Origin of the sequence: Emticicia agri (assembly GCF_004168285.1) — a bacterium.
Lineage (GTDB): Bacteria > Bacteroidota > Bacteroidia > Cytophagales > Spirosomataceae > Emticicia > Emticicia agri.
Window position 1 is genome coordinate 98,634 of record NZ_SEWF01000020.1, and the last position, 22,356, is coordinate 120,989.

Here is a 22,356-nt window from a genome sequence, read left to right on the forward strand (position 1 = left end):
ATAATTTATGAAAAATCATTTTCCTTTTCCAGCTAATGGACAATGCCGTGCAGTAGTAGAACGTGTAACTCCTGAAATTGACGGTGGCCGATATGCGATTAAAGCCATAGTAGGCGAAAGCATTACTGTAGAGGCAGATATATTGATTGATGGCCACGATAAACTATCAGCCCGACTCCTTTATAAACATGAAGCCGACAAGGAATGGAGCGAAACCCTCATGCAGTTGTTTGATAATAATCGCTGGATTGGACATTTTTCGGTAGAAAAACAAGGGTTTTATAGCTATACCATAGAAGCGTGGGCCGACCACATTGCTACCTGGATGCACGAAGTAGATGCCAAAGTGCGTGATGGGCAACATCTGAAAGTAGAGCTGATGCAAGGTGAATTGTTTTTGAATGACATGGCCCAAAAAGCCAAAGGAGATGAGAAGAAAGCGATTCAGCAGGCGGCAAAAGCCATGAAAGGGTCTTATGGCCCAGGTGAAGCAAGCTACGGGGAAGCCATACAGATTGCTATGAGCCAACAGATGCTTGACTGGTCAACAAAATACCCTGAGCGGCAGGATGCTTTCAGGTATAAAGAATTGAAAATCTATGTTGACAGAAAAAAAGCCGGATTTTCGGCATGGTATTCCATGTTTCCACGTTCGGCTTCAAGAGAACATGGAAAGCATGGTACATTCAGAGATGTAGAAAATCTGCTGCCACGTATTGCCGAAATGGGATTTGATGTGCTGTATCTGCCACCTATTCATCCGATTGGTATCACCCATAGAAAAGGTAAGAATAACTCGGTAACAAGCGAAGAAGGTGAGCCGGGAGTGCCTTACGGCATTGGTTCGGCCGAAGGAGGGCATGAGGCAATTCACTCAGAACTGGGCTCACTCGATGATTTCAAACATCTGATAGAAGCCTGTAAGGCTTATGACATGGAAATTGCTATGGACTTAGCCATTCAATGCTCGCCAGACCATCCGTGGGTAAAAAAACATCCGGATTGGTTTAAAATACTGCCCGATGGTACCATTAAGTATGCCGAAAATCCACCTAAAAAATATCAGGATATTTATCCTGTTAATTTTGAAACAGCAGATTGGAAAAATCTCTGGCAGGAACTTAAAAATCTGATTTATACCTGGGCTGAGTGGGGGGTAAGGATTATCAGGGTTGATAATCCGCATACCAAAGCATTTGGTTTTTGGGAATGGGTAATTGCCGAGACCAAAATAGATTACCCTGATATGATTTTCTTGTCAGAAGCGTTTACGAAACCAAAGGTAATGCAGCAACTGGCTAAATTAGGTTATACGCAGTCTTATACCTATTATGTATGGCGCACTTATAAAGGAGAGATTGTTCAGTACATGGAAGAACTCACCAAAGGAGAAATGAAGTATTATTTCAGGCCGAATTTCTGGCCTAATACGCACGATATTAATCCTTATATGTTGCAGAGCAAGCATGAACCCTTATTTTTAAGCCGTTATTTTATGGCGGCTACATTGGTGAGTAATTATGGCATTTTCGGGCCTACGTATGAGTATCTGTATCATGAGCCATTTCCTAATAAAGAAGAATATGGGTTTTCGGAAAAGTATGAAATCAAATGGTGGAATTGGGAGCATAGAAATAAACTGACCTATATTATTACGCAGGTTAACAGAATCAGAAAAGAGAATACTGCTTTTCATTCGACTAATAACATTGATTTTTGTGAAATTCATAACGACCAGCTTTTAGCCTATCTGAAAACTGCTTCTGACGGAAACCGGATTTTATGTGTAGTCAATCTGGATGGGTACAATAAGCAAAGTGGAACAGTAAAAATGCCTCTGTGGAAGATTCATAAAAATGACTGGGAAACGTATCGGGTGCATGACCTGATAACCGGTGCTACTTTTAGCTGGCGTGGCGAATATAATTATGTAGAACTTGACCCCTATATTCTGCCATTCCATTTGTTTAGAATAGAGGATATATAAGAATTTAGTGATTGACGATTGAAATATGTCTGAACTATGATTTAACTGATTGAGATGATTTCACTGAGAATATCTTCAAAATATATACAATAACTCTAAACAAAGTATTGTAAATCAGTGAAATCATCTCAATCACTTTAAACATACGAGACTAAATACATACGACTAATGAAAGTAACTAACCGACAATATTTATGGAGTATCAGCAGCTTTTAAAAACTTTAGTAGAAAACGCAATCATCCCCGAAGACCAATCGGCTAAGATTAAAACCTATGAACAAAACAAGCCTTTCTCTGTTCATTGGGAATTGCGCACCCTTTTATATGTAGGCATTACGCTTTTAGGCGCAGGTTTAGGGGTAGTTATTTACGAAAACATTGATTCTATAGGACATAATGTGCTGATTGGGTTAATTTTACTGGCTTTTCTGGGTTGTTTGTATTATGCCTTTAAACACCGCAAGCCATTTACTTGGGAGGAAGTAATTGAAACGGAAAAATTAGATGATTTTGCACTCTTGGGTGCCTGCGTCATGTTTCTGACCCTGGAGGGGTATCTGCAATACCAATATAATGTTTTTGGTACCCGCTACGGGCTGGCTACTTTTCTGCCCGCAGTACTGTTTTTCTTTTTGGCTTATCGTTTCGATCACAGAGGAGTGCTCTCAATGGCCGTTACGGCTTTTGCCTCATGGGTAGGTGTAAACATTGCCCCTATCAGATTATGGCAGCAAAGAAACTTTTCTACTGCTGATATTACCCATATTTCTATCTTATTGGGGATTGTATTAATTGTGATGGGAGGTATCAGCGAGTATAAGCAATGGAAGAAACATTTCTCTTTTACTTATTTTATTTTCGGATTTAATATTGCCTTTGTAGCAACCCTCGCCGGATTGTTTCAGTTTGATATGAAACTCGTGTATTTACTGGTAATGGCGATACTAAGCTATGGCAGTATATGGTATGCCCGCCGCACGCAATCATATCTTTATCTGTTGATGGGGGTTATTTATGGATACATAGCACTGACCTACTGGATTTTTCATTGGGAATATACCAATGGGCTTGATTTTACCTTATATATGCTTTACTTTATGGGGTCGGCAGTAGGTGTAGTGTTTTTCCTGATTAATATCAAACAAATTATCGGACTAAAGAAATGAAAAAGGCATATAATGAAACCTGGGTTGATAATATTGATAATCAGGATATGATTAAGGAATGGTACCAAGAAAAAGTATTAAGCGCAGAACAATTTGCAGAGGCAAAAAAAATGTTTCCGGTAGAGTTCTATCAGCCTAATATATTTATTGAATTTGGTTTGTTTATTTTTACTAATGTAGCCATTTCTTCCACTTTTGGCTTTTTATCAGTCATGCTTTTTTCCTCGCTCATGGAGTCGAGTATAGGTTTGGCGGCTGTTTGTTTAGGCAATGGTGTAGGGTTGGTATTTGTTTTAGAGTATTTCATTAAAAGCAGGAAACTGTATCGTTCGGGTACCGACAATGCCCTGATGTATGTGGCCATAGGGTCATTTCTGACTACGATTTTTGCCATTACCGATTTTCGATGGTCATTATATGCCTATTATTTTTTATCTCTCCTGGTGTTTATTCCTTTTTTGCTACGATACGGTGACCCTTTTGTTGCCATTGCTATTTTTGTAGTATGGATTTGTTTCTGGTTTACTCTTACCATAGAGTGGCCAATCGGGAAGTTGATTGTGCCTTTTGTGATTATGGGGGTGTCGGCTATCAGTTTTTTCTTTACAAGGTGGTGGAAAAAGAAAGACAATTCGGCATATTTTACTGATGCTCAGATATGTATTGAGACAGGAAGCCTGATAGCTTTTTATCTGGGCGGAAATTATATGGTAGTAAGAGAAGGGAATGCGCTATTGAATGGCCTTATTGACTCCACACAGATAGCCTTTGCTCCTTTATTTTACCTGTTTACGCTTACTATCCCATTTGCCTATTTATTTTTTGGGTTGAAAAATAAGGATAGAAAAATGGTAATGGTAGGCATACTGGCCTTTGCTTTTTCAATATTTACTTATCGCTACTATTTCTCTATCATGCCACTTGAATGGGCTTTAACCTTAGGTGGTGCGGCTCTTGTAGGGTTTTCGGTATGGGGGATATGGTTTCTGCGCACACCTAAGTGGGGTTTAACTTATAAGCAATCGCAGGCCAGTAAATACCGTGATTTTGAGGCGTTTATGGTGAGCCAGGCATTACCGCATCAGGGAACAGGCGGGAAAATGAAATTCGGCGGCGGTGATTTTGGTGGTGGTGGAAGTGGGAGTAACTATTAATCGTCTTGAACTGTGATTTACTCGTGCGGCGTCCGCTAATTTTTTGACTTCACTGAAAATGGGTTGGAAGAAATTAATTATTATGACCCCAACCTTCTATAATCAAAAAAATCAGTTCAATCAGGTAAATCACAGTTCCAGACAATCACTCATTCACTAAAACTACTCACTTCCTCAAGTGGCTTCTCCCAAAATACTCTTAATACCTTTGAATTTACTCCGACTTCTTTAAAAAACTGCAACCAGAATAATTGTTGATTAGAGAGGTTATCAGTAGGAGATTTTACTTCTACAAAGCAGTATTCATTGTTGCCCTCATCCCACATAAAAAGGTCAGGAAAACCCCGAAGATTTTCGACAAGGTTCTTCGACATTTCGTGCAGAATCTTTTTTAATGATTCAAAATTAATTACCTCTACTGCTTTTCTGACGATAATCCACATTTCTTCCAACCAAGGTACAAACGGATTGGCAATACCAAATTTCGATTCATATCGCTCACCCATATATACCAGAAGTGTTTGGATATTATCAAAACTTGCCAGATGACTGATGATTAAATCCTGTCGTTTTTCGTAAAAATCAGGCAGATATAAATCGGAAGGGCGACGTTGAAAAGGATGATGAAAAGCTACAAGACTTGGGTCGAATACAATATCCCAGAATATCAACCCAAAAATGGCTCTCCAGGTATGATTTTCAGAAAAAACAGCCATTTTTCCTTCTCTGATATAATAATTAGCTACCCCCATTTCTACCTGATGACGAAATTCTTCCGAAATAGTAATGGAATCAGACTGGTGCAACCAAGAAGTAGTACTTTTTTTATGCACCCGTTTTTTGCTGCTTATCTGGTTCATAAAATCTGTGGCATAAAACCTTTCATCAGCGTTTTTCGGAAATTCAATCATCAATTGGCAAAGCGAAAGGGCTTCGTCAATGAATCCTAATTTTTGTAAGGTACGTACCTGTCTTTCTCGTGATGGCACCTGCTCTGTCAGGCGGAAAGTATTGAGTGCTTCATCATAAAGTTTGTTCTTCTCTAAGAATGTCCCCACTTTCAGGATAAGCCTTTCGTACGCAGGTTTGGCTACTTCGCTTAAATCATTTACCGAGTCAGTAAAATTCATGAACCAGTCATAGATTTCAAGAGGAGTACCTGTATCTTTCAGTTGAGAAAAAAGGTCGTTCTGGTCGGTAATTAACCATTTGTCTTCAGCATCTTTTCGTGTGGTAAACCGGGCTACCAGTTTATCATCGTCATGACTTTCGTATTGTACCAGTCCTAAATCTCTAACAACAAATTCAGTCATGTCGAGGTAACGGTTACCAAAGAAAAGAAACTTCATAAAGGTTACTTCAAACTCGAAACAAACCTTAACTACTGGTTCTAAATCCTGAATTGCCTCCACAATTTCCTCAAAACTAAAGGATTTCAGCAGGGTTTCTACCAGTTCATCTTTTTTAAGTTTTTTATAAGATATTCTTTCGGCATTGGGTACTTTTTCTTCGGTAGCAGCAATTATTTTAGTAAAACGGTTGGCTAATTCGTCTTTCCCGAATACGCCTAATAATTCCTTGCTGAATGTTTCATGTTTTCCGGCATTTACAGGTTCAATAAACTCTCTGTCGAGCAATTCATTCAACAAAGACGGAATATCAGTCAATTCGGCATAAGCCAGTTTATTCACCTTAAAAAACAACCCTTTACGATTGCTGAAGCGGATAAAGAGGCATTGGGCATCTTCACTGAGGCAATAATATTTGCGTAAGAAACGCCACTCGTTTTCATTAAGAATATGCCGATATTTCTCCTGAACAAAATCCAGCAGGTAATTGAAGTATTCGAGATAATATTTGGGGGGAAGCTCGTTTTGATCTGCCATACTGATAAAAACAACAATTGCTTATCAAGGGTTCGGTAAGCTGATTTTTAAACCATCATAAGCCAGCTGGATATTGTCAGGCAGCATTTTGTCCACTTCTGTATGTAGTCCCATTTTATGGCTGATATGGGTAAAATAGGTAAGAGGGGCATTTATTTTCTGCGCAACCTCAATGGCCTGACTTAAATTAAAATGAGAGATATGCGGTTCATGTTGTAAAGCACCTAAAACGAGTACTTGTGTACCATAAATTTTCTCCATTTCTTTTTCAGAAATGAAATTGACATCAGTTATATAGGTGAAGCCACCGATACGAAATCCCAACACAGGTAAGCGATGGTGAAGTACCTCAATAGTGATAAATTCTATTCCCTCAATATTGATACTTCCTGATTCTTCAGAAGAGATTTCTTTCAGGTTTAGTAGGGGTACACCCGGATATTTTATATCCTCAAAGGCGTAGGCAAACTCTCGCTTTAATTGGTTTAATACTCTTGGATGGCCATAAATATTGAGGTGTCTGATACCGTTGAGGTAATTGAACGGGCGAACATCATCAAGGCCGGCAGTATGGTCTTTGTGTTCGTGGGTGTAAATAATGGCATCAAGTTGCGAAATTCTTTCACGCAAAGCCTGCTGTCTGAAATCGGGGCCGGTATCTATAATAAAACTTTTGCCATTCACTTCAATCCAAACAGATACTCTCAGACGCTTGTCTCTGAAATCTAAAGAATTACAGACTTCGCATCTGCACGTAAGCACGGGAACACCCGCTGAGGTACCTGTTCCGAGAAAAGTTACTTGCATGCTGAAGATTGCGGTAGGTAATCTTTGCAGATTCCTACCGGATAATTAAATATTCTTTACAACTATTCTGTTAAGCTCTTTACAACTGTTACCAGTTTATCAAAATTCAAAGGCTTCATTAAAGCATCGTTGAATCCTGCATTTTTGAAGTCGTCTTCAGAATAGTTTTTCGCATTTCCGGTGATAGCCACTGCCGGAACATTCGCTTTTTTCTTATCACCCAACTCACGAATAGCTTTGATGCACTCCATGCCGTCCATAATTGGCATATTTATATCAAGAAGCAGAATGTCAAAGTCTTCTTTTTCAAGTAGTTGCATTACTTGCTCTCCATTTTTTACGGCTGTTATTTCAAAATTCTGAAACTCCAGGATTTTCTTTGCTAAGTTCTGAATTACGGAACTATCTTCGGCTATCAATACTCGTTTCATTGAAGGCATATATTTTGTTAAAGTTTGGTCTACGCTATTTTGATGTAAATATAAGGAAAGAAGCCCTTTAACAAAATCAAATTTTATTTAAGCCTGATAAAATATGTATTTTTGCAGAAATATAATAAATATCCAACTTCTGAACTTCAATTGTAGACGCTTGAATAGAAACTTATTACCCGGGAAAAAGATATATTTTGCTTCTGATTTTCATTTGGGAGCTCCTACACATGCCGACAGCCTGAATAGAGAAAAACGAATTGTAGCATGGCTGGATACGATTAAAAAAGATGCCGAAATTATTTTTCTGGTTGGCGACTTGTTTGATTTTTGGTTTGAGTACAAAAGAGTAGTGCCGAAAGGCTTTGTAAGGTTTATGGGTAAGTTAGGGGAATTATCAGATTCAGGTATCGAAATTGTAGTTTTTTTAGGCAACAGAGATATGTGGATGACTGATTATTTTGAAACAGAATTAAACATTGAGACCATACGTAGGCCCAAAAGCTATGTTTTTAATAATAAGAAATTTTATATAGGTCATGGAGACGGGCTTGGCAAAGGAGATTATGCCTATAAGCTGCTTCAGGTAATTTTTGAAGGTAAACTTCCCCGATTTTTATTTAACAGAGTAATGCACCCGAATTTGGGAATGTATCTGGGAGGACTATGGACTAAATTCAGCTGGAGGAAAAAGAAAGAGGAAGAAAAATATCTGGGCGATGATAAAGAGTTTTTGGTTGGTTACTCAAAAGAAGTGGAATCTAAAGAACACCACGACTATTATATATTCGGACACAGGCATACCAAAGTAGATATTGTACTTTCACCAACCGCCAGATATATCAATCTTGGCGATTGGATATGGTATGATAGCTATGCCGTTTTTGATGGCAGTGATGTAGTTTTGAAATCACTAAAATTTGATATATAGCATACACAAATGATATGGTGATGCTAAGTCGGCAATGCGATTTTAATAGGCAAATAAAAATACTGGTGCTATTAACAGTAAAGGGCTTTAAGTTAAAGTGTTTTCTTTCTATAATAATAATCTTCTTTATAGCCAGAACTCACTAAACTATCAAATTTTGGCGTACATTTTTGATGACCAATACTGGGTTTCGGTCTCCATCAATGAGTTATTCAGCACATTTTCTTTAGCTGCATGCTGAAAATAAGGTAACTCAAAGGCAGATTTGATACTTTTCAACTGACTTTCGTTATGGCAATTGGTACCAAAAAAAGCTACCATATTTTTCTTTACCAAAGTTTCAGCTATTTCCTGTGCCTGTTTAGAATAATAGCCTGTCAATGAACCGATATTTACCTGAAAGAGAACACCATTGAATAATAATCTGGTAAGTGTATCAATATTGTTTAAAGAAATATAACGTTCGGGATGCGCCAATACCGGAATATATCCTGCCTGTTGGATACGATGGGCAGATTCAATGAGATAAGAGGGTTTGCTAATAAAAGAGGCTTCAAATAATAGATATTTTTTCTGATTCCCGAATGATAATATTTCACCAAGTTCAATTAATCTGAATAAATTATCTTCCAAATAATATTCTGCCGAAGCATCTATTTCAACATGAATGTTATTTCTTTTCAGAATACTTCTCAAAAGGTGTAGGGATTGAAGAATATCTTCATATGAGTTGTTATAAAAACCACTCATTACATGAGGCGTAGCAATAATTTTTTTGTATCCTAAGGCTTGAAGTGCTCTTATAATGGTAATACTTTGGTCAATGTTAGAAGCTCCATCATCTAAGTGGGGTAGAATATGAGCGTGTACATCGACAGTTAGTGGGTGTTGGGTAAAAGCACTATTTTTTCCTAATAGAGGTTTTTTGAACAATGTTTCAAACATTGAATTTTGTTGTTTTGTGGCTTAATTCAGGATTCATTCAAAATGGATTTCTCCATGATTACAAATGTAAACCAACACCGTGCCAAAGCACCCCTTTATTTGTAGAAATATACTAAGCGGTAGCAAATGCTTAATATCAATAGGTTAAAAAAAAATATTTAAAAGATGATAAAATTGGTATTATTTATGACAACATGGATGCGTTGTTCATCTTAAAAAATATCTCTGAATCTCGGCAATTCTAAATCTTTTTGTGAGATATTTGGCTGTTCAATACCCCAGTCAATGGCAAGTTCAGGGTCATTCCAAATAATTCCTCCTTCCGAAGATTTATCGTAAAAGTTTGTACATTTATACGTAAACAAGCACTGTTCTAAAGCAAGGAAACCGTGGGCAAATCCGGCAGGAATATAAACCATGTTCTGAGTTGTAGCATCTAAAAGAAACTTTTCATGTTTGCCGAAAGTAGGAGAACCCGGGCGTAAATCTACCGCTACATCTAGCGCTTTTCCCATAATAACTCTTACCAGTTTTCCTTGTGCATGTGGGTCTGTCTGAAAGTGTAAGCCCCGCAATACACCCGAAGAAGATAGAGACTGATTATCTTGTACAAAATCAAAAGGAATGCCATTATCAGCGAAGGCTTTTTTGTGATAAGATTCTAAAAAATATCCTCTTTCATCGCCAAAAATACGAGGAAAAATTTCTATTAAACCCTCGATAGATGTTTGTCTAAACTCCATTATTCTTTATATTCGATTTTTAGATTAGCAGGAAATATTTATCTGCTTTTTCCATTGCAAAAAGATAATACTGACTATCAGGTTTCGATCTACAATTATTTAATGCAAAAGTAACACTTCTGAAATAATTTCCAGGGACTTTTTCAATTAAATCAATAGAATTGAAGAAATTTGCTAAAATTTTTTAATTTATGACCAAACAAGCGCTTTTTGAACAAATTTTATTGAAAAAATCTTACCTATGTGTAGGACTTGATACAGACATAAAAAAAATACCACCACACCTTTTGCAAGCCAAAGATCCGGTTTTTGAATTTAATCGACAGATTATTGATGCTACTGCCCCATATGCCGTTGCTTACAAACCAAATATTGCGTTTTATGAAGCAATGGGAGTAAAGGGTTGGGAAAGCCTGCAAAAGACAATGAAATATATCCCAAAAGAATGTTTTACAATTGCTGATGCCAAAAGAGGAGACATAGGGAATACCTCAGAACTATACGCACGTACATTTTTTGATAAAAATTCTTCAGGCTTCGATTTTGACGCTGTTACAGTAGCCCCTTATATGGGTAGAGATTCTGTACAGCCCTTTTTAGCTTTTGAGAATAAATGGGTTATATTGCTGGCACTTACCTCTAATGTAGGAAGCAATGATTTTCAGCACTTGAAAATTGAAGTTGAAGGCGAGCCAAAAAAATTATATCAACAGGTACTTACAAAGTCGCAGGAGTGGGGAAGTAGCGAATCTTTGATGTATGTAGTAGGTGCTACACAAGCCGATAAATTAGCTGAGATTCGTGAAATAGTTCCAGACCATTTTCTATTAGTGCCAGGAGTGGGCGCGCAAGGGGGTAGCCTTGAAGAAGTATCACGTTATGGAATGAATAAAAAATGCGGGCTTTTAGTAAACTCATCAAGAGCAATTATTTATGCTTCCAGTGGAGAAGATTTTGCTGAAAGAGCTGAAGAAGAAGCAAAAAAAGTACAGCAGGAAATGGAAAAGTACCTTTCAGCAATTGTATAATTTTAAGTTGATAGGCTTATAGCACTATGACAGAAGCTTTTATTCACTACCTGTGGCAATTTCAACAATTTAATAAAACATTGCTACAAACAACAAATCAGGAGCCTATCAAGGTTCTGAAAACCGGTATTCTTAATACCGATGCAGGTCCTGATTTTTCGCAAGCAAGGCTACAGATTGGAGAAATAGAATGGGCAGGCAATATCGAGATTCATATTAAATCGTCAGACTGGAATAACCATAATCACCAATTTGATGGTGCTTATAATAATGTAATTCTGCATGTAGTATGGCACCATGATAAGCCTATTTTACGGGAAGATGGCAGCGAAATTCCGACGCTGGAGTTGAGACCAATTACAGATGGAGTATTATTGAACAAATTTCAGACTCTTCTTGCCAATAAAACTGTAATTCCTTGTGCTTCACAATTCAGGACTGTTTCAGCTTTAGCCAGAATTGCTACTTTAGATAAAGTATTGGCGAAAAGACTGATACAGAAATCGAAAATTGTAGAGGAATTATTAGGGGAAAATAATGGAGACTGGGAGGAAACTACCTATCAGCTACTGGCTAAAAACTTTGGCTTTAAAATTAATTCTGAAGCTTTTCTTCGGCTGGCTAAAAATCTACCTTTGAAAATCCTGCAAAAGCATCGGGATAATCTTACGCAGATTGAAGCCATTCTTTTCGGACAATCGGGATTATTGGAAGAAGTAGACGAATATTCAAAGAAATTAGCACAGGAATATAATTTCTTTGCAGTTAAGTTTTCATTGAAAGCCCAGATGTTGAATGTGCACGAGTGGAAACTGCTTCGTACACGTCCGGCCAATTTCCCGACTATCAGAATTGCCCAACTGGCAAAGTTAATTACCCTACAAAAAAGTTTTTTCTCCTTGTTTACCCAAACTGAATCTATCGAAGATTTACGCAGGGCACTTCAGATTCAACAATCAGAGTACTGGCAGGAGCATTATCATTTTGACAAAAAGGCAGAACGGAAAAGCAAAGGAATAGGGAAAGATTCGGTAGATAATCTTTTAATCAATACAGTTATACCTTTACTGGCTTGCTATTCTCAGAAAATGGATAATCAATCCTATATGGATAGAGCCATTGCATTTTTAGAGTCTTTGCCACCGGAAAGTAATCATATTATTGATATGTGGAAAAATCTTGGGTTAACCATAAAATCTGCTTTTGATGCGCAGGCAAGTATTGAATTATATAACAATTTCTGTAGCCAGAAAAAATGCTTGCAGTGTAATATAGGTGTAGAGATTTTAAAGAAATAATTAAAAACAAAATGCCTTGAGAGCTAAACTTCAAGGCATTTATTTTATCGGCCAAAATAAACCTAAGCACGGTTAATCAGACTTATGCCTGATACCATCAGAATAAAACCCAATATAGCCGGAGCAATTTTTCGGGCTCCTTCTACATCAAATCCCATAAGTCTATTATTGCTCGACATAAAAGCGGCACAGGCAAAAAGTAATAATATTAAGCCTATTCCTGTTAATATTCCTCCTAAAGTTCTTTTAAACTTGGCGTTTTCGTCATTATTCATAAAAAATTAAGATTTAGGTTCAAGTGAATGTGCAAATTCCTTTATTTGTTCTTTACTCTTTACTGGTTTAAAATTTAGCTTTTCTCCCTCTGCAAGCATAAAATCATAAGCTATATCGAAGTCATTCGGGATGATGCCATCAAGAATAGCCTCTCTGATAGCTACCTTTATATCACCTACTTCACGGGATGGTTTCAAAGCAAATACTTCCATAATAATTTCTCCTGTAATAACAGGCTGAAAATTACGAAGTTTGTCTTTAGCCTCCAGTTCTATCAGCATTTCTTCCACTTTATCAAAGTTGCTTAAATAGCGCTTTACTTTGTTCATATCTTTGGAGGTAATATCTGCCCTGCACAAAATCATCAGATATTCAATATCATTACCTGCTTCAAATAATACTCTGCGGAGCGCTGAATCTGTTACACCTTCTTTAGCGAGAGCAATCGGGCGTAAATGCAGTCTTACCAGATTCTTTACCATCTTCATCTTGGCGTCTAACGGCAATTTCAACTTCCTGAAAATACCCGGTGTCATTTTTGCCCCTAATTCTTCATGCCCATGAAAAGTCCATCCTGCCTTTGGGTGAAAACGTTTGGTGGCAGGTTTGGCAATATCGTGCAGAATTGCCGCCCAGCGTAGCCATAAGTCGTTTGATTTGACTGCCACATTGTCTAATACCTGCAAGGTATGATAAAAATTATCTTTATGCCCTTTGCCATCCTGCGTTTCAACTCCCTGTAACTCGCAGAATTCAGGGAAAATGATTTGTAGCAGACCTGTATAAAACAAGAGTTTGAACCCATAAGATGGTGTTCTGGATAGCACAATCTTATTCAGTTCTTCGGTAATCCGTTCCTGCGATACAATACTAATACGGTCTTTCATAGCCGCAATGGCATCGAAAGTTGTTCCTTCAATATCAAAACCTAATTGCGAAGCAAAACGGATGGCTCGCATCATACGTAGTGGGTCGTCAGAAAAAGTAATTTCCGGACTCAATGGTGTTCGGATAATTTTCTTCTGAATATCAGCTACCCCATCAAAAGGGTCAATAAGCTGACCAAAATCGTTGATATTTAGCGAAATACCCAAGGCATTAATCGTGAAATCACGTCTTTGCTGGTCGTCTTCTAAAGTCCCATCTTCTACCAAAGGTTTACGAGACTCCAGGCGGTAAGACTCTTTTCTGGCTCCTACAAACTCTACCTCCAAATCATCTATTTTAATCTGGGCTGTACCAAAGTTTTTAAAAAAACTCACATGTACCTTATCACCTAATTTACTGGCCACTCTTTCTGCTAAACCAATGCCACTACCCAGACAAACTACATCAATATCTTTATTAGGTCTTTTCAGTATCAGGTCACGTACATATCCGCCAATGACATACGCCTCCAACCCCAGTTCAGTGGCCGAACGGGCAATTATGTCGAAAATTGGTTCGTTAGCTATATTTTCTTTAAAATTCATTATATAAGTTGTTGTGTCTTGAACTGTAATTTCACTGAACATAGATAATTACTATAAAGTAGATTCAGTGTAATCATTAAATCAGAGTTTAAGACATTAAAAACAGCAAGTTTGTTTTTAACAGTATAATTACTGAGAAAAGTTGCAATTTAATAAGGATTCAAGATTTTAGGGCGTATAGATAAAAAAATAGCCGATAATTTTATCGGCTATACAAAATCTATTTAAGCGTTACGGCTTTTATTTAGAAAGTTCAGTGGCTAATACCATCCGTATCTTGAGTTTTGCTCCTAACGACATCGCATCTACTAAATCCTGTACAGTAAGCGAGCTTTCTGCTCTTAATACTACCGTTGGTTCTTCCATATTTGCAGTAGCTGCTATCAGCCTTTCCTCTAATTGAGGAAATGGCACGGGCGTGCTATTAATATAATAAACCTTGTCTTTGGTAATTGTCAACGAAATAGGTTGCTTGCTTACATCGTGTGTTGATTTAGATGATTTAGGTAAAAGCAACTTGATTACGTTGGGGTTCCCCAAAGTAGATATAATCAGGAAGAATAACAACAGGAAAAACATGATGTCGTTCAATGAGGCTGTTGATATTTCGGCTTCGAATCTTCTCTGTCTTTTTAATTTCATTCCTATAAAAAATCAGATGAGTGAAAAATTATCTGGCTGGTTCGTTCAGAGTATCCAGGAAGTCCATCACAGTAGCTTGCAGATGAATCCCGAACTTATCAATCAACATATTGATGCCATGATAACCGGCATAGGCAATAACGCCTACAATAAGACCTGTAAATGATGAAATCATTTTTTCGTACAAACCATTGGCGATAATTTCGATAGTGAAGTTTCCGGTAGTGGCAATATCATAGAAGATACGGATAATACCCGAAATGGTACCGATGAAACCCAGAATAGGTGCAACCCCGGCAATCAGCCCAAGGTAACCCATGTTTTTTTCCATTTTAGAAACTTCCAGATTCGCCTGGATTTCCATCGCACTTTCAATGTCTTTTACTGGTCGGCCAATACGTGTGATACCTTTTTCCAATATACGTGAAATCGGCAGGTTGGTACTTTTACAAAGGGTAATGGCCGTACGTAAGTCGCCACGTAAGATATTGTCTTTTAATGTTCTCAGAAAGCCAAAATCAATGTTAGAAGCACCCTTGATAAACAGGTAACGCTCTACAATGAAAAATATGGACAAAAACAGTAAAAATAATAAGGGATAAACAACAACGCCACCTTTCAATAACAGGCTTAGATAATTAATCGATTGGGCATTTGCTGCAGTTGAAGTTGAATCTGTAACTTGAAGCAAAATTGGTTGTAGCATGAGGCAAAGAATATAGGTTTTCGTTATAAACTTTAAGAAAGCTGAATTTAGTATGCAAGTTAGCGTTTTTTTTAAAGTATATCAGAAGAATACCACGATTGTTAAGACTGAAATTGATTAAACGCAATATTTTAATGATTACTTATTATCTGACACTTGATTAAAATCAATTTCGAACGGGAACAAAGAATGATATGGATTTTATTTTTACGTTTGTACAGTTAATTAAACTATAACCTTACGCTGAATAGTTATGAATTTTATCAGGCTGGTACCCAATATTTTCTACATTGATATACAAGAGGCACTTAAAACGTTTGTTGATTGTCTTGAATTCAGGATTGAATATGACGAAATCAAGTCATACAGGCCATTTTGCGTAGTATCGAAAGGAAATTTACATATAAATATCTTTCAGGATGAAGCATTAGCAAAAGAGCATAATCCCGAATTAAGACTCGTAACAGATAATATTGAAGAAGTATATGCCAAAGTTTCTGCATCGCATCCGCATTTATTGCACCCCAATCTGAGTAAAATTACGCTTCGTCCATGGGGTGCCAGAGAATTTGCTTTAATGGATAAGCAGTTGGGAATTGTTGTGCAACAGTGGGGAAAGTAGGTTTTGCGTGCTAAGAATGCTTGGTATTGGGGCAGATAAATCTATTGTGGATTAAATATTTAGCCAAACTGTAAGGTGTGATAGGGGTATTCCTAAAATATTGGAATCACCCTAAAGACCGCACAATTAACAATAGTTATAAACCATTTTCTTGTCAGATGGTTATATTAAAAAAACTACCACAACAATGAAAGCACGCCCTATTATACTAATAGAGGACGATTCTGATGACAAGGATATTCTTGAAGAAGTCTTGACTGAATTAAATCTACCTAATAAAATTATATGGTTTAAGAATTGTATAGATGCCCGTCAATATCTTGATACTACCACAGATAGTCCGTTTATTATTATATGTGATATTAATCTGCCCTTACAAAGTGGTATGGAATTTAAAAGGCAAATAGATAGCAATCTTGAAATGCGAAGAAAGAGTATTCCTTTTGTGTTTTATTCTACCTCCGCAAGTCAGAAATTGGTCAACGAAGCTTATATGGAATTTACGGTGCAGGGTTTCTTTAAGAAAGAATATGATTTTGAACAAATTAAGAACCATATGCGAATAATAATGACCTACTGGGCTATTTGTAAGCATCCTAATGCAACTTAGATTTCAGGAGCCTATCAGGCTCTTTGCAACATTCTTTCCGACAGAAAATATAATTCTTTTTCCGGGGTGAAGTTTTCTTTCCAGTCCAGTTTCAAGACCTTGTTAACCATCTTCAACAGATTATGGCCTTCATTGGGTTTAAGTATATACAAATTGGCACCAGCATAGTAGGTTTCTTCAATTTCAGCATGTGCCGAAGAAGTGCTGAGAATAATACAAGGCGTAGTTTTATAGCGTTTGTTAGTCCGAATCTGCTTTAAGCATTCTTTTCCATTCATTTTAGGCATATTCAAATCCAGAAAAATAATATCCGGCTTGCTGTCTGCGTGTGTCAGTTTTTCAACGGCATCATGTCCATTGCTCACGATGGTCAGTTCTGTCGGGAACGGAAGTTCGGCAAGGGCATCAGAGAAAAAGAACTGGTCGTCTTCATCATCTTCAGCTAATAGTACTTTTATAGGGGCGTAATTATCGGTTAATACATATTTCATAAATGGAGCATTTTATTATCGGACAATTATTCAGGCTAACTGCCACCCACACAGTTTGTATGCATTAATATCAATGGTAGATGGTTTTGTAACTTTGGTGGGGCGGAGAAATAGAAGAATTTTCCGTACAAAATACTTTAGGCTAGGATAACCTGGTTTTATGTTCTAAAAATGCTTCTCGGAATTATATGAGTTTAATCAAATAAGTTTTATATTCGATTGTTTAGAAATATTTATATAATAAAACATATATTGAAGCTTATTATACAAATTATGAACTACAAATCTTGTGTAAGTTATTATACAGTCAGTCTGCTTATATGGTTATTCTCTATTGATATAACATACAGCCAATCTTTGACAGATGTGCAAATTTCCTTTTTGAAAACGAATATCAAAACTATTGTTAGAGATAGTTTACAAAAGCTACCAGACTGGAGTTATCTATCGCCTTATATCAAGAATAAGAGAATCATTCTGATAGGGGAGCCTAATCATGGTTCAAAGGAGATTTTTGAGTTGCGCAATTCCTTAATAAAATATCTCCACAAAGACACAGGAGCTAAAGTGATATTATTTGAATCTGGAATAGGTGAATTAGTTAATGCTGATATGAATAGAGTCAATATGAGTCCTTCGCAAATGATTAACAGTTTATTCGGGCCGTGGCGTACCAAGGAATTTGAAGAGTTAATGGAATATGTTAAAGCTGAGAATATTTCAATTGCGGGGTTTGATGTCCAAAGGTCAGGGGAGTCGTTTAATCTTATATTGAAAGAGGTAACAAGAAAATATAAATTGGACTCACTGATTAGTTATGGGCTTGAATCAAGGTATGGTCAGGCAATGAAAGAATTGACAAACAGAGCGGCGATTTACGATTCTTTAAGTGCAAAAACAACTGAACTCATGCATGACTACAGTAAAATTCAGGAAGACCTGCCTATTGAAAGTAAGGAGAATGCACCCAAGGATTTATTGTTCACTAATCTTACTCTTAATAACAGAATCAGTTATTTGCGGTATATGCTTCAATTTCTTAAAGATAAAGACTGGAGCGCAAGGTGGGCTGCGAGGGATATCGGGATGGCCGCTAATGCGCATTGGTTAATTGAGAATCTATATAAAGACCAGCCGGTAATAATTATCGGGCACAATTTTCATATAGGTAAATATAATGAAAATGAAAAGGTAATGGGGGAAGTGCTGGGGTATATGCATCGTGCAAAGATGTACACCATCGGATTTTTTGCAGGTGGGGGCTCTTATAGTGATAATTCCGGTAAGGAAGTAAAAATGTCTCCTCCGGATACTGCAGGATTAGATGTTAAACAAGTAGTTTCTTCTCTTGACGGCGCGGTAAATTTTCTTCATATTCCTGCTACGTTTTCAATAGAAAACGACTGGCTTAATAAAGATATAATTGTTAATGAGACTTTTATTGATTTGAAGAATAATAATAAAATGGTTTTGTCACAGACTTTTGATGGGGTTTTGTTTGTAAAAAAGGTATCGGCTGCTAAGGTGGGGGTTAGGTGAGAGGATAAGTAAAAATACAAAGTCAATCGAAATTTATTTGATATGTTGTCTTGTGCGGCGTTTTACTTATTGAACTTTCCCATAGCTCATTTATTAATATGCCTTTGTCGTTGTATTGGTATATTTTTGTAGATGAAACTCCATTCGACGATTTTTCAAAAATTTTTGACAACTTACCAGCATCATTATAAGTATATGTCGATGTAATTGTAGTGTTGAAATAGTAAACTTTTGTTTTTTTCTCAATTATTTGTTTGTTATCATTGTACTTATAATTAATTCTTTCTTCTTTACCGATTGTATTATTGGATTTGTCTTCCTCGATAAGAAAGTTTTCATTGTCATACCTATACTTAGTTAGATTGTTTCCCATTAGCTCTGATGTCTGTTTTGCACTAATCGTATTTCCTTTGTCGTCGTAGTCAAATATCAAAGTGGCAGAGACTTCACCAAGCGAAATATATTCTTTTTTAATAAGCTGATTCTTACTGTTATAATAATATTTTGAAATCGTATTTGTGTCGCCAATGCTTGTATATTTTCGTTCTTCGATAAGCTGTGAAGAATCATTGTAAAAAAGCTCTCTATCAGTTTGAAGCGACTTATTATCATTTAATGAACTACTTTTAATCAAGTCTCCTTTGTTGTTATAGAAATTAATAAACTCAATATTCCCTTCACTATCAATTTTCTCAATCGATTTGATTTTGAACTTTATAATATCAGACTTGCTGATTTCTTGTCCAATCGAAATATTTACAAGAAATGAGGAAAAAAGAATTAAAAAAACTCTTGATTTCATGGCTTATTAATTTATTATATCATATGATTTAGGCTTTATTATGGAAATCAATAAGGAACTTCAGCTCCTATAAAGTTGATAATATATTAGTGAATATTAAGGTACTACAAATTCTGACCCATTACCCTTCCATCGCCCTCAACGCTTCTTTCATTTGTTTTATCTGGCGTTTTTTCTGTAGGATAACCGGGGCGGCTACACGTTCTCTACAGTCGAAGAGGCTACAGCGTTCGCAAGTCTGGTTTACATCACGGGTGATAATTTTAGGGTCATCCAGAAACTTAAGTTTGCTTCTTAAATCAGCACTCATTTCAAAACCAATCGTTACGCTGATGTTGAGGTTTGAAATAATGTTCAAGGGGCGTGCCATAGACATCACGAAATACTGACTTTTGGAATCGACGTAGTTAGATATCTGTACACCTACCAATGGTTCTTTTACTTCTCCTTTCAGCTGTAAATCTGACACATCGTCTAAGATATTCAGCGAAATCCAGCGGCGGCAATAGTGTTCATGTTGAGTTTCGTGAGGGGTATGTCGTCTGGCCAGATGCATTTCTTTGGTCAGGTGATAATCTTTCTTTCCGTTTGGGGCTTCAAAGCGCAGGAAGAAAATACCATCAATGCCAAAATATTTGGGTAGTACATTGCTGATACGATGGTAAAGAGTTTCAGGAGTCGCCTGAAAATATTCTGCCAAATCAATCAGCGTTCTGTTACTCCAGGTTGGCTGATTAAATAAGTGTTCTAATTTTTCAATCAGTTTTTCTCTCCGAATCAGAATAGCTCCTGCAAAGTAAGAAGCATTGAAGTTGTTGAGTATTTCTTCAAACGATTTTACTTCTACCCAAGAGGATGTAAAGGGGCGGTCTTTCATTTTCATATATAAAAAGCCCAGTTCACGTCCTAACGTAAACGCCCGTTGGTCAGAAGTGATACGTTTGTTAATTAATAAGGTATTGGTTTTAGGCAGAAAAACCGAACGGATATTGGCAATATGCGGATAATCTTCTTCGTCGAAATACTTAATCTTAAATCCATATTTATCGGTCAGTAAGTTCGTTAAGAAAAATTCATCAATCTGTTGGTCGGCACCAATCTTATGTTCTGCTAAAAAGCGGTCAACAGTATCTTCTATTTCCGGAAAATAATTGTCGTGCATTTCCTGATACGACCGCAACACGGCAAAGTAAAACTGCTCAACCGTCATGTTATAATTGCGACCTATTTCAATAATGGTACTGATAAAAGCACTGAGTTTGGTAGGCGCACCGGAAAGTAATTCGAGGAGGTCGGCAGGGGAGATGCCAAAAATTTCAAAGGGAAGTTCGGTCAGGAAATTTGAATGAAGTAGTTCTGAAATCGGTTCGAGCTTTTTATTGAGCTTCAGCGACACCAGACTATCATAATCTACACCCATTGCCTCTGCCAGTGCCACAATCTTATCAGATTTCGGATACTTCTTTCCTTTCTCAATTTCATTAATATATGACATCGACAAACCTGATTTCTGTGCAAGGTCGGTCAGTGACATACTTTTGTCAATTCGCAGTTGTTTTAATTTTAATCCAAAAACCAGGCGGATATTGTCAGTATTAAGGCTCATTTAATAATCTTTGGTAGTTATAGGGCGTAAGTAAAAATACTTAATTGTTGGTTGAAGTGATTGTTTCTGATGTTAAAGATAGGAAAAAAATATGATGAGCCTAAAGAATTGGATAAAAGAAAGACAATTTTATTAATTTACTAAGAAATGAAAAATTAGCGATTGTTTTAATTGCGAATGGCGAATTGTGAATTAGTGAATATTTGTAATAGAAATTCTTTATGAGACTATTTTTTAAACTGTGTCAAAACTAAACTTAGAATTTTTCTAATTTTACAATAGACAAAGTTTTTTTATGGCAACCAATCAAGACTTCGATTTTAAGGCTTTTCAAGAAGAAGCCATCAAGGGTTTATATTCAGGCAAGCCCTTAACAGGTGAGAATAGCATTTTTGCTCCCATGCTCAAGCATTTTTTAGAGCAATCCTTACAGGGTGAGATGGAAGCTCATTTATTAGAAGAGCGATCATTAGGCAAGTCAAACAGGCGAAACGGTACTTCAAGTAAAAGGGTAAAAAGTAATGTTGGGGAATTTGAACTGCAAACCCCAAGAGACCGTTCTGTAAGTTTTGAACCAAGTATAGTATCCAAGCGGCAAGTTGTTTTAACAGAGCAATTAGAGGGTCAAATTATTTCGATGTATAGCCGTGGTATGAGTTATTCAGAAATAGGCAAACATCTTCAGGAAATATATGGCTATTCCTTGTCTGCCAGTGAACTTACCAGTATTACTGACAAGGTATTACCCATGTTAAGAGAATGGCAGGTACGTCCATTATCACGCATCTATGTAGTTGCCTGGTTGGATGCGATGTACTATAAAGTAAGAACCGATGGTAAGGTTAATACTCGTGTGCTTTATAGCGTTATTGGATTGAATTTAAGAGGTCAGAAAGAAGTATTAGGTATTTATCTGACAGAAAGTGAAGGGGCAAAATTCTGGTTAAGCGTACTTCAGGATTTCAAAAATAGAGGTGTAGAGGATATTTTTATTTCCTGTGTGGATGGTCTAAAAGGTTTTCCGGAAGCTATTGAAAATGTGTTTCCTAAGACCCAAATACAATTGTGTGTTGTTCACCAAATTAGAGGTTCTTTACGCTTTATTCCAGAAAAATACATTAAAGAATTTATTGTTGATTTAAAGTCAGTCTATCAAGCTCCCAATAGTATTATTGGTGAAGAGAACTTGCTTGTTCTTGAAGAGAAATGGCGTA

22 protein-coding genes are annotated in these 22,356 nt (G+C 36.8%); 10 read left to right on the forward strand and 12 right to left on the reverse strand.

All coding sequences use genetic code 11. From position 1 onward, the window contains the following. Nucleotides 1-7 precede the first annotated feature (7 nt). From EWM59_RS14720 to EWM59_RS14730, 3 genes are all read left to right on the forward strand, one after another. Complete coding sequence (locus EWM59_RS14720) at nt 8-1,987, forward strand: alpha-1,4-glucan--maltose-1-phosphate maltosyltransferase (protein ID WP_130021850.1); 1,980 nt, start codon at nt 8-10, stop codon at nt 1,985-1,987. A gap of 194 nt (nt 1,988-2,181) precedes the next feature. Further along, the gene (locus EWM59_RS14725) at nt 2,182-3,153 is read left to right on the forward strand and encodes a DUF2157 domain-containing protein (protein ID WP_130021852.1); all 972 of its coding nucleotides are present in this window, start codon (nt 2,182-2,184) and stop codon (nt 3,151-3,153) included. Further along, nucleotides 3,150-4,307, forward strand: a complete 1,158-nt coding sequence (locus EWM59_RS14730) for a hypothetical protein (RefSeq protein WP_130021854.1) — start codon at nt 3,150-3,152, stop codon at nt 4,305-4,307. Before EWM59_RS14725 ends, EWM59_RS14730 begins: the two co-directional genes overlap by 4 nt. A 149-nt stretch (nt 4,308-4,456) precedes the next feature. On the opposite strand, the gene EWM59_RS14735 is transcribed toward EWM59_RS14730, so the two are convergent. The 3 genes from EWM59_RS14735 to EWM59_RS14745 form a co-directional block, all read right to left on the reverse strand. After that, a complete protein-coding gene (locus tag EWM59_RS14735) occupies nt 4,457-6,193 on the reverse strand; it encodes a VRR-NUC domain-containing protein (protein ID WP_130021856.1) in 1,737 nt (578 codons plus the stop codon). Nucleotides 6,194-6,217: 24 nt separating this feature from the next. Beyond that, nucleotides 6,218-7,000, reverse strand: a complete 783-nt coding sequence (locus EWM59_RS14740; protein ID WP_130021858.1) for an MBL fold metallo-hydrolase — start codon at nt 6,998-7,000, stop codon at nt 6,218-6,220. Between the two features lie 62 nt (nt 7,001-7,062). Next, nucleotides 7,063-7,440 (reverse strand): response regulator, encoded by a 378-nt coding sequence (locus EWM59_RS14745; RefSeq protein ID WP_130021860.1) that lies wholly within the window; start codon nt 7,438-7,440, stop codon nt 7,063-7,065. Between the two features lie 151 nt (nt 7,441-7,591). Between EWM59_RS14745 and EWM59_RS14750 the strand changes: the two genes are divergently transcribed. Further along, entirely contained in the window at nt 7,592-8,362 is a 771-nt protein-coding gene (locus tag EWM59_RS14750; protein WP_229239365.1) for a UDP-2,3-diacylglucosamine diphosphatase, read from the forward strand. Nucleotides 8,363-8,512: 150 nt separating this feature from the next. On the opposite strand, the gene EWM59_RS14755 is transcribed toward EWM59_RS14750, so the two are convergent. Both EWM59_RS14755 and rfbC read right to left on the reverse strand, forming a co-directional pair. Then, nucleotides 8,513-9,307, reverse strand: coding sequence for a tyrosine-protein phosphatase (locus EWM59_RS14755; RefSeq protein WP_130021864.1), 795 nt, complete (start codon nt 9,305-9,307; stop codon nt 8,513-8,515). Nucleotides 9,308-9,519: 212 nt separating this feature from the next. Further along, nucleotides 9,520-10,050 carry a dTDP-4-dehydrorhamnose 3,5-epimerase gene (gene rfbC / locus EWM59_RS14760; protein WP_130021866.1) on the reverse strand — a complete coding sequence of 177 codons (531 nt, stop codon included), beginning with the start codon at nt 10,048-10,050 and terminating at the stop codon, nt 9,520-9,522. A 191-nt stretch (nt 10,051-10,241) separates the two neighbouring features. Between rfbC and pyrF the strand changes: the two genes are divergently transcribed. Both pyrF and EWM59_RS14770 read left to right on the forward strand, forming a co-directional pair. Then, nucleotides 10,242-11,078 (forward strand): orotidine-5'-phosphate decarboxylase, encoded by an 837-nt coding sequence (pyrF, locus tag EWM59_RS14765; protein ID WP_130021868.1) that lies wholly within the window; start codon nt 10,242-10,244, stop codon nt 11,076-11,078. Nucleotides 11,079-11,104: 26 nt separating this feature from the next. Further along, nucleotides 11,105-12,376, forward strand: coding sequence for a DUF2851 family protein (locus EWM59_RS14770; protein ID WP_130021870.1), 1,272 nt, complete (start codon nt 11,105-11,107; stop codon nt 12,374-12,376). Between the two features lie 62 nt (nt 12,377-12,438). Here the strand turns inward: EWM59_RS14770 and EWM59_RS14775 are convergent, their stop codons facing one another. From EWM59_RS14775 to EWM59_RS14790, 4 genes are all read right to left on the reverse strand, one after another. After that, complete coding sequence (locus EWM59_RS14775; RefSeq protein WP_130021872.1) at nt 12,439-12,651, reverse strand: hypothetical protein; 213 nt, start codon at nt 12,649-12,651, stop codon at nt 12,439-12,441. A gap of 6 nt (nt 12,652-12,657) precedes the next feature. Further along, complete coding sequence (locus EWM59_RS14780; protein WP_130021874.1) at nt 12,658-14,124, reverse strand: CCA tRNA nucleotidyltransferase; 1,467 nt, start codon at nt 14,122-14,124, stop codon at nt 12,658-12,660. Nucleotides 14,125-14,364: 240 nt separating this feature from the next. Then, entirely contained in the window at nt 14,365-14,766 is a 402-nt protein-coding gene (locus tag EWM59_RS14785) for an ExbD/TolR family protein (protein WP_130021876.1), read from the reverse strand. A gap of 28 nt (nt 14,767-14,794) precedes the next feature. Beyond that, nucleotides 14,795-15,472, reverse strand: a complete 678-nt coding sequence (locus EWM59_RS14790; protein WP_130021878.1) for a MotA/TolQ/ExbB proton channel family protein — start codon at nt 15,470-15,472, stop codon at nt 14,795-14,797. Between the two features lie 253 nt (nt 15,473-15,725). Between EWM59_RS14790 and EWM59_RS14795 the strand changes: the two genes are divergently transcribed. Next, nucleotides 15,726-16,094, forward strand: a complete 369-nt coding sequence (locus EWM59_RS14795; RefSeq protein ID WP_130021880.1) for a VOC family protein — start codon at nt 15,726-15,728, stop codon at nt 16,092-16,094. A gap of 187 nt (nt 16,095-16,281) precedes the next feature. After that, the gene (locus EWM59_RS14800) at nt 16,282-16,704 is read left to right on the forward strand and encodes a response regulator (RefSeq protein WP_130021882.1); all 423 of its coding nucleotides are present in this window, start codon (nt 16,282-16,284) and stop codon (nt 16,702-16,704) included. 14 nt (nt 16,705-16,718) lie between these two features. Here the strand turns inward: EWM59_RS14800 and EWM59_RS14805 are convergent, their stop codons facing one another. Next, complete coding sequence (locus EWM59_RS14805; protein ID WP_130021884.1) at nt 16,719-17,195, reverse strand: response regulator; 477 nt, start codon at nt 17,193-17,195, stop codon at nt 16,719-16,721. A gap of 273 nt (nt 17,196-17,468) precedes the next feature. On the opposite strand from EWM59_RS14805, the gene EWM59_RS14810 reads away from it, so the two are divergent. Next, complete coding sequence (locus EWM59_RS14810; protein ID WP_130021886.1) at nt 17,469-18,734, forward strand: erythromycin esterase family protein; 1,266 nt, start codon at nt 17,469-17,471, stop codon at nt 18,732-18,734. Nucleotides 18,735-18,756: 22 nt separating this feature from the next. Here the strand turns inward: EWM59_RS14810 and EWM59_RS14815 are convergent, their stop codons facing one another. Both EWM59_RS14815 and EWM59_RS14820 read right to left on the reverse strand, forming a co-directional pair. Then, nucleotides 18,757-19,536, reverse strand: coding sequence for a hypothetical protein (locus EWM59_RS14815; RefSeq protein ID WP_130021888.1), 780 nt, complete (start codon nt 19,534-19,536; stop codon nt 18,757-18,759). 121 nt (nt 19,537-19,657) lie between these two features. Next, nucleotides 19,658-21,142, reverse strand: coding sequence for a helix-turn-helix domain-containing protein (locus EWM59_RS14820; protein WP_130021890.1), 1,485 nt, complete (start codon nt 21,140-21,142; stop codon nt 19,658-19,660). 295 nt (nt 21,143-21,437) lie between these two features. On the opposite strand from EWM59_RS14820, the gene EWM59_RS14825 reads away from it, so the two are divergent. After that, nucleotides 21,438-22,356: IS256 family transposase (locus tag EWM59_RS14825; protein WP_130020228.1), on the forward strand; the 919-nt coding region annotated here is incomplete at its 3' end.

What these genes read in the sequence shown, in the direction of transcription:
- pyrF (WP_130021868.1), top strand. Translation starts at nt 10,242, where the DNA reads ATGACCAAACAAGCGCTTTTTGAACAAATTTTATTGAAAAAATCTTAC.
- EWM59_RS14730 (WP_130021854.1), top strand. Translation starts at nt 3,150, where the DNA reads ATGAAAAAGGCATATAATGAAACCTGGGTTGATAATATTGATAATCAG.
- EWM59_RS14755 (WP_130021864.1), bottom strand. Translation starts at nt 9,307, where the DNA reads ATGTTTGAAACATTGTTCAAAAAACCTCTATTAGGAAAAAATAGTGCT.
- EWM59_RS14725 (WP_130021852.1), top strand. Translation starts at nt 2,182, where the DNA reads ATGGAGTATCAGCAGCTTTTAAAAACTTTAGTAGAAAACGCAATCATC.
- EWM59_RS14785 (WP_130021876.1), bottom strand. Translation starts at nt 14,766, where the DNA reads ATGAAATTAAAAAGACAGAGAAGATTCGAAGCCGAAATATCAACAGCC.
- EWM59_RS14735 (WP_130021856.1), bottom strand. Translation starts at nt 6,193, where the DNA reads ATGGCAGATCAAAACGAGCTTCCCCCCAAATATTATCTCGAATACTTC.
- EWM59_RS14795 (WP_130021880.1), top strand. Translation starts at nt 15,726, where the DNA reads ATGAATTTTATCAGGCTGGTACCCAATATTTTCTACATTGATATACAA.
- EWM59_RS14770 (WP_130021870.1), top strand. Translation starts at nt 11,105, where the DNA reads ATGACAGAAGCTTTTATTCACTACCTGTGGCAATTTCAACAATTTAAT.
- EWM59_RS14815 (WP_130021888.1), bottom strand. Translation starts at nt 19,536, where the DNA reads ATGAAATCAAGAGTTTTTTTAATTCTTTTTTCCTCATTTCTTGTAAAT.
- EWM59_RS14805 (WP_130021884.1), bottom strand. Translation starts at nt 17,195, where the DNA reads ATGAAATATGTATTAACCGATAATTACGCCCCTATAAAAGTACTATTA.
- EWM59_RS14810 (WP_130021886.1), top strand. Translation starts at nt 17,469, where the DNA reads ATGAACTACAAATCTTGTGTAAGTTATTATACAGTCAGTCTGCTTATA.
- EWM59_RS14780 (WP_130021874.1), bottom strand. Translation starts at nt 14,124, where the DNA reads ATGAATTTTAAAGAAAATATAGCTAACGAACCAATTTTCGACATAATT.
- rfbC (WP_130021866.1), bottom strand. Translation starts at nt 10,050, where the DNA reads ATGGAGTTTAGACAAACATCTATCGAGGGTTTAATAGAAATTTTTCCT.
- EWM59_RS14800 (WP_130021882.1), top strand. Translation starts at nt 16,282, where the DNA reads ATGAAAGCACGCCCTATTATACTAATAGAGGACGATTCTGATGACAAG.
- EWM59_RS14820 (WP_130021890.1), bottom strand. Translation starts at nt 21,142, where the DNA reads ATGAGCCTTAATACTGACAATATCCGCCTGGTTTTTGGATTAAAATTA.
- EWM59_RS14745 (WP_130021860.1), bottom strand. Translation starts at nt 7,440, where the DNA reads ATGCCTTCAATGAAACGAGTATTGATAGCCGAAGATAGTTCCGTAATT.
- EWM59_RS14740 (WP_130021858.1), bottom strand. Translation starts at nt 7,000, where the DNA reads ATGCAAGTAACTTTTCTCGGAACAGGTACCTCAGCGGGTGTTCCCGTG.
- EWM59_RS14790 (WP_130021878.1), bottom strand. Translation starts at nt 15,472, where the DNA reads ATGCTACAACCAATTTTGCTTCAAGTTACAGATTCAACTTCAACTGCA.
- EWM59_RS14775 (WP_130021872.1), bottom strand. Translation starts at nt 12,651, where the DNA reads ATGAATAATGACGAAAACGCCAAGTTTAAAAGAACTTTAGGAGGAATA.
- EWM59_RS14720 (WP_130021850.1), top strand. Translation starts at nt 8, where the DNA reads ATGAAAAATCATTTTCCTTTTCCAGCTAATGGACAATGCCGTGCAGTA.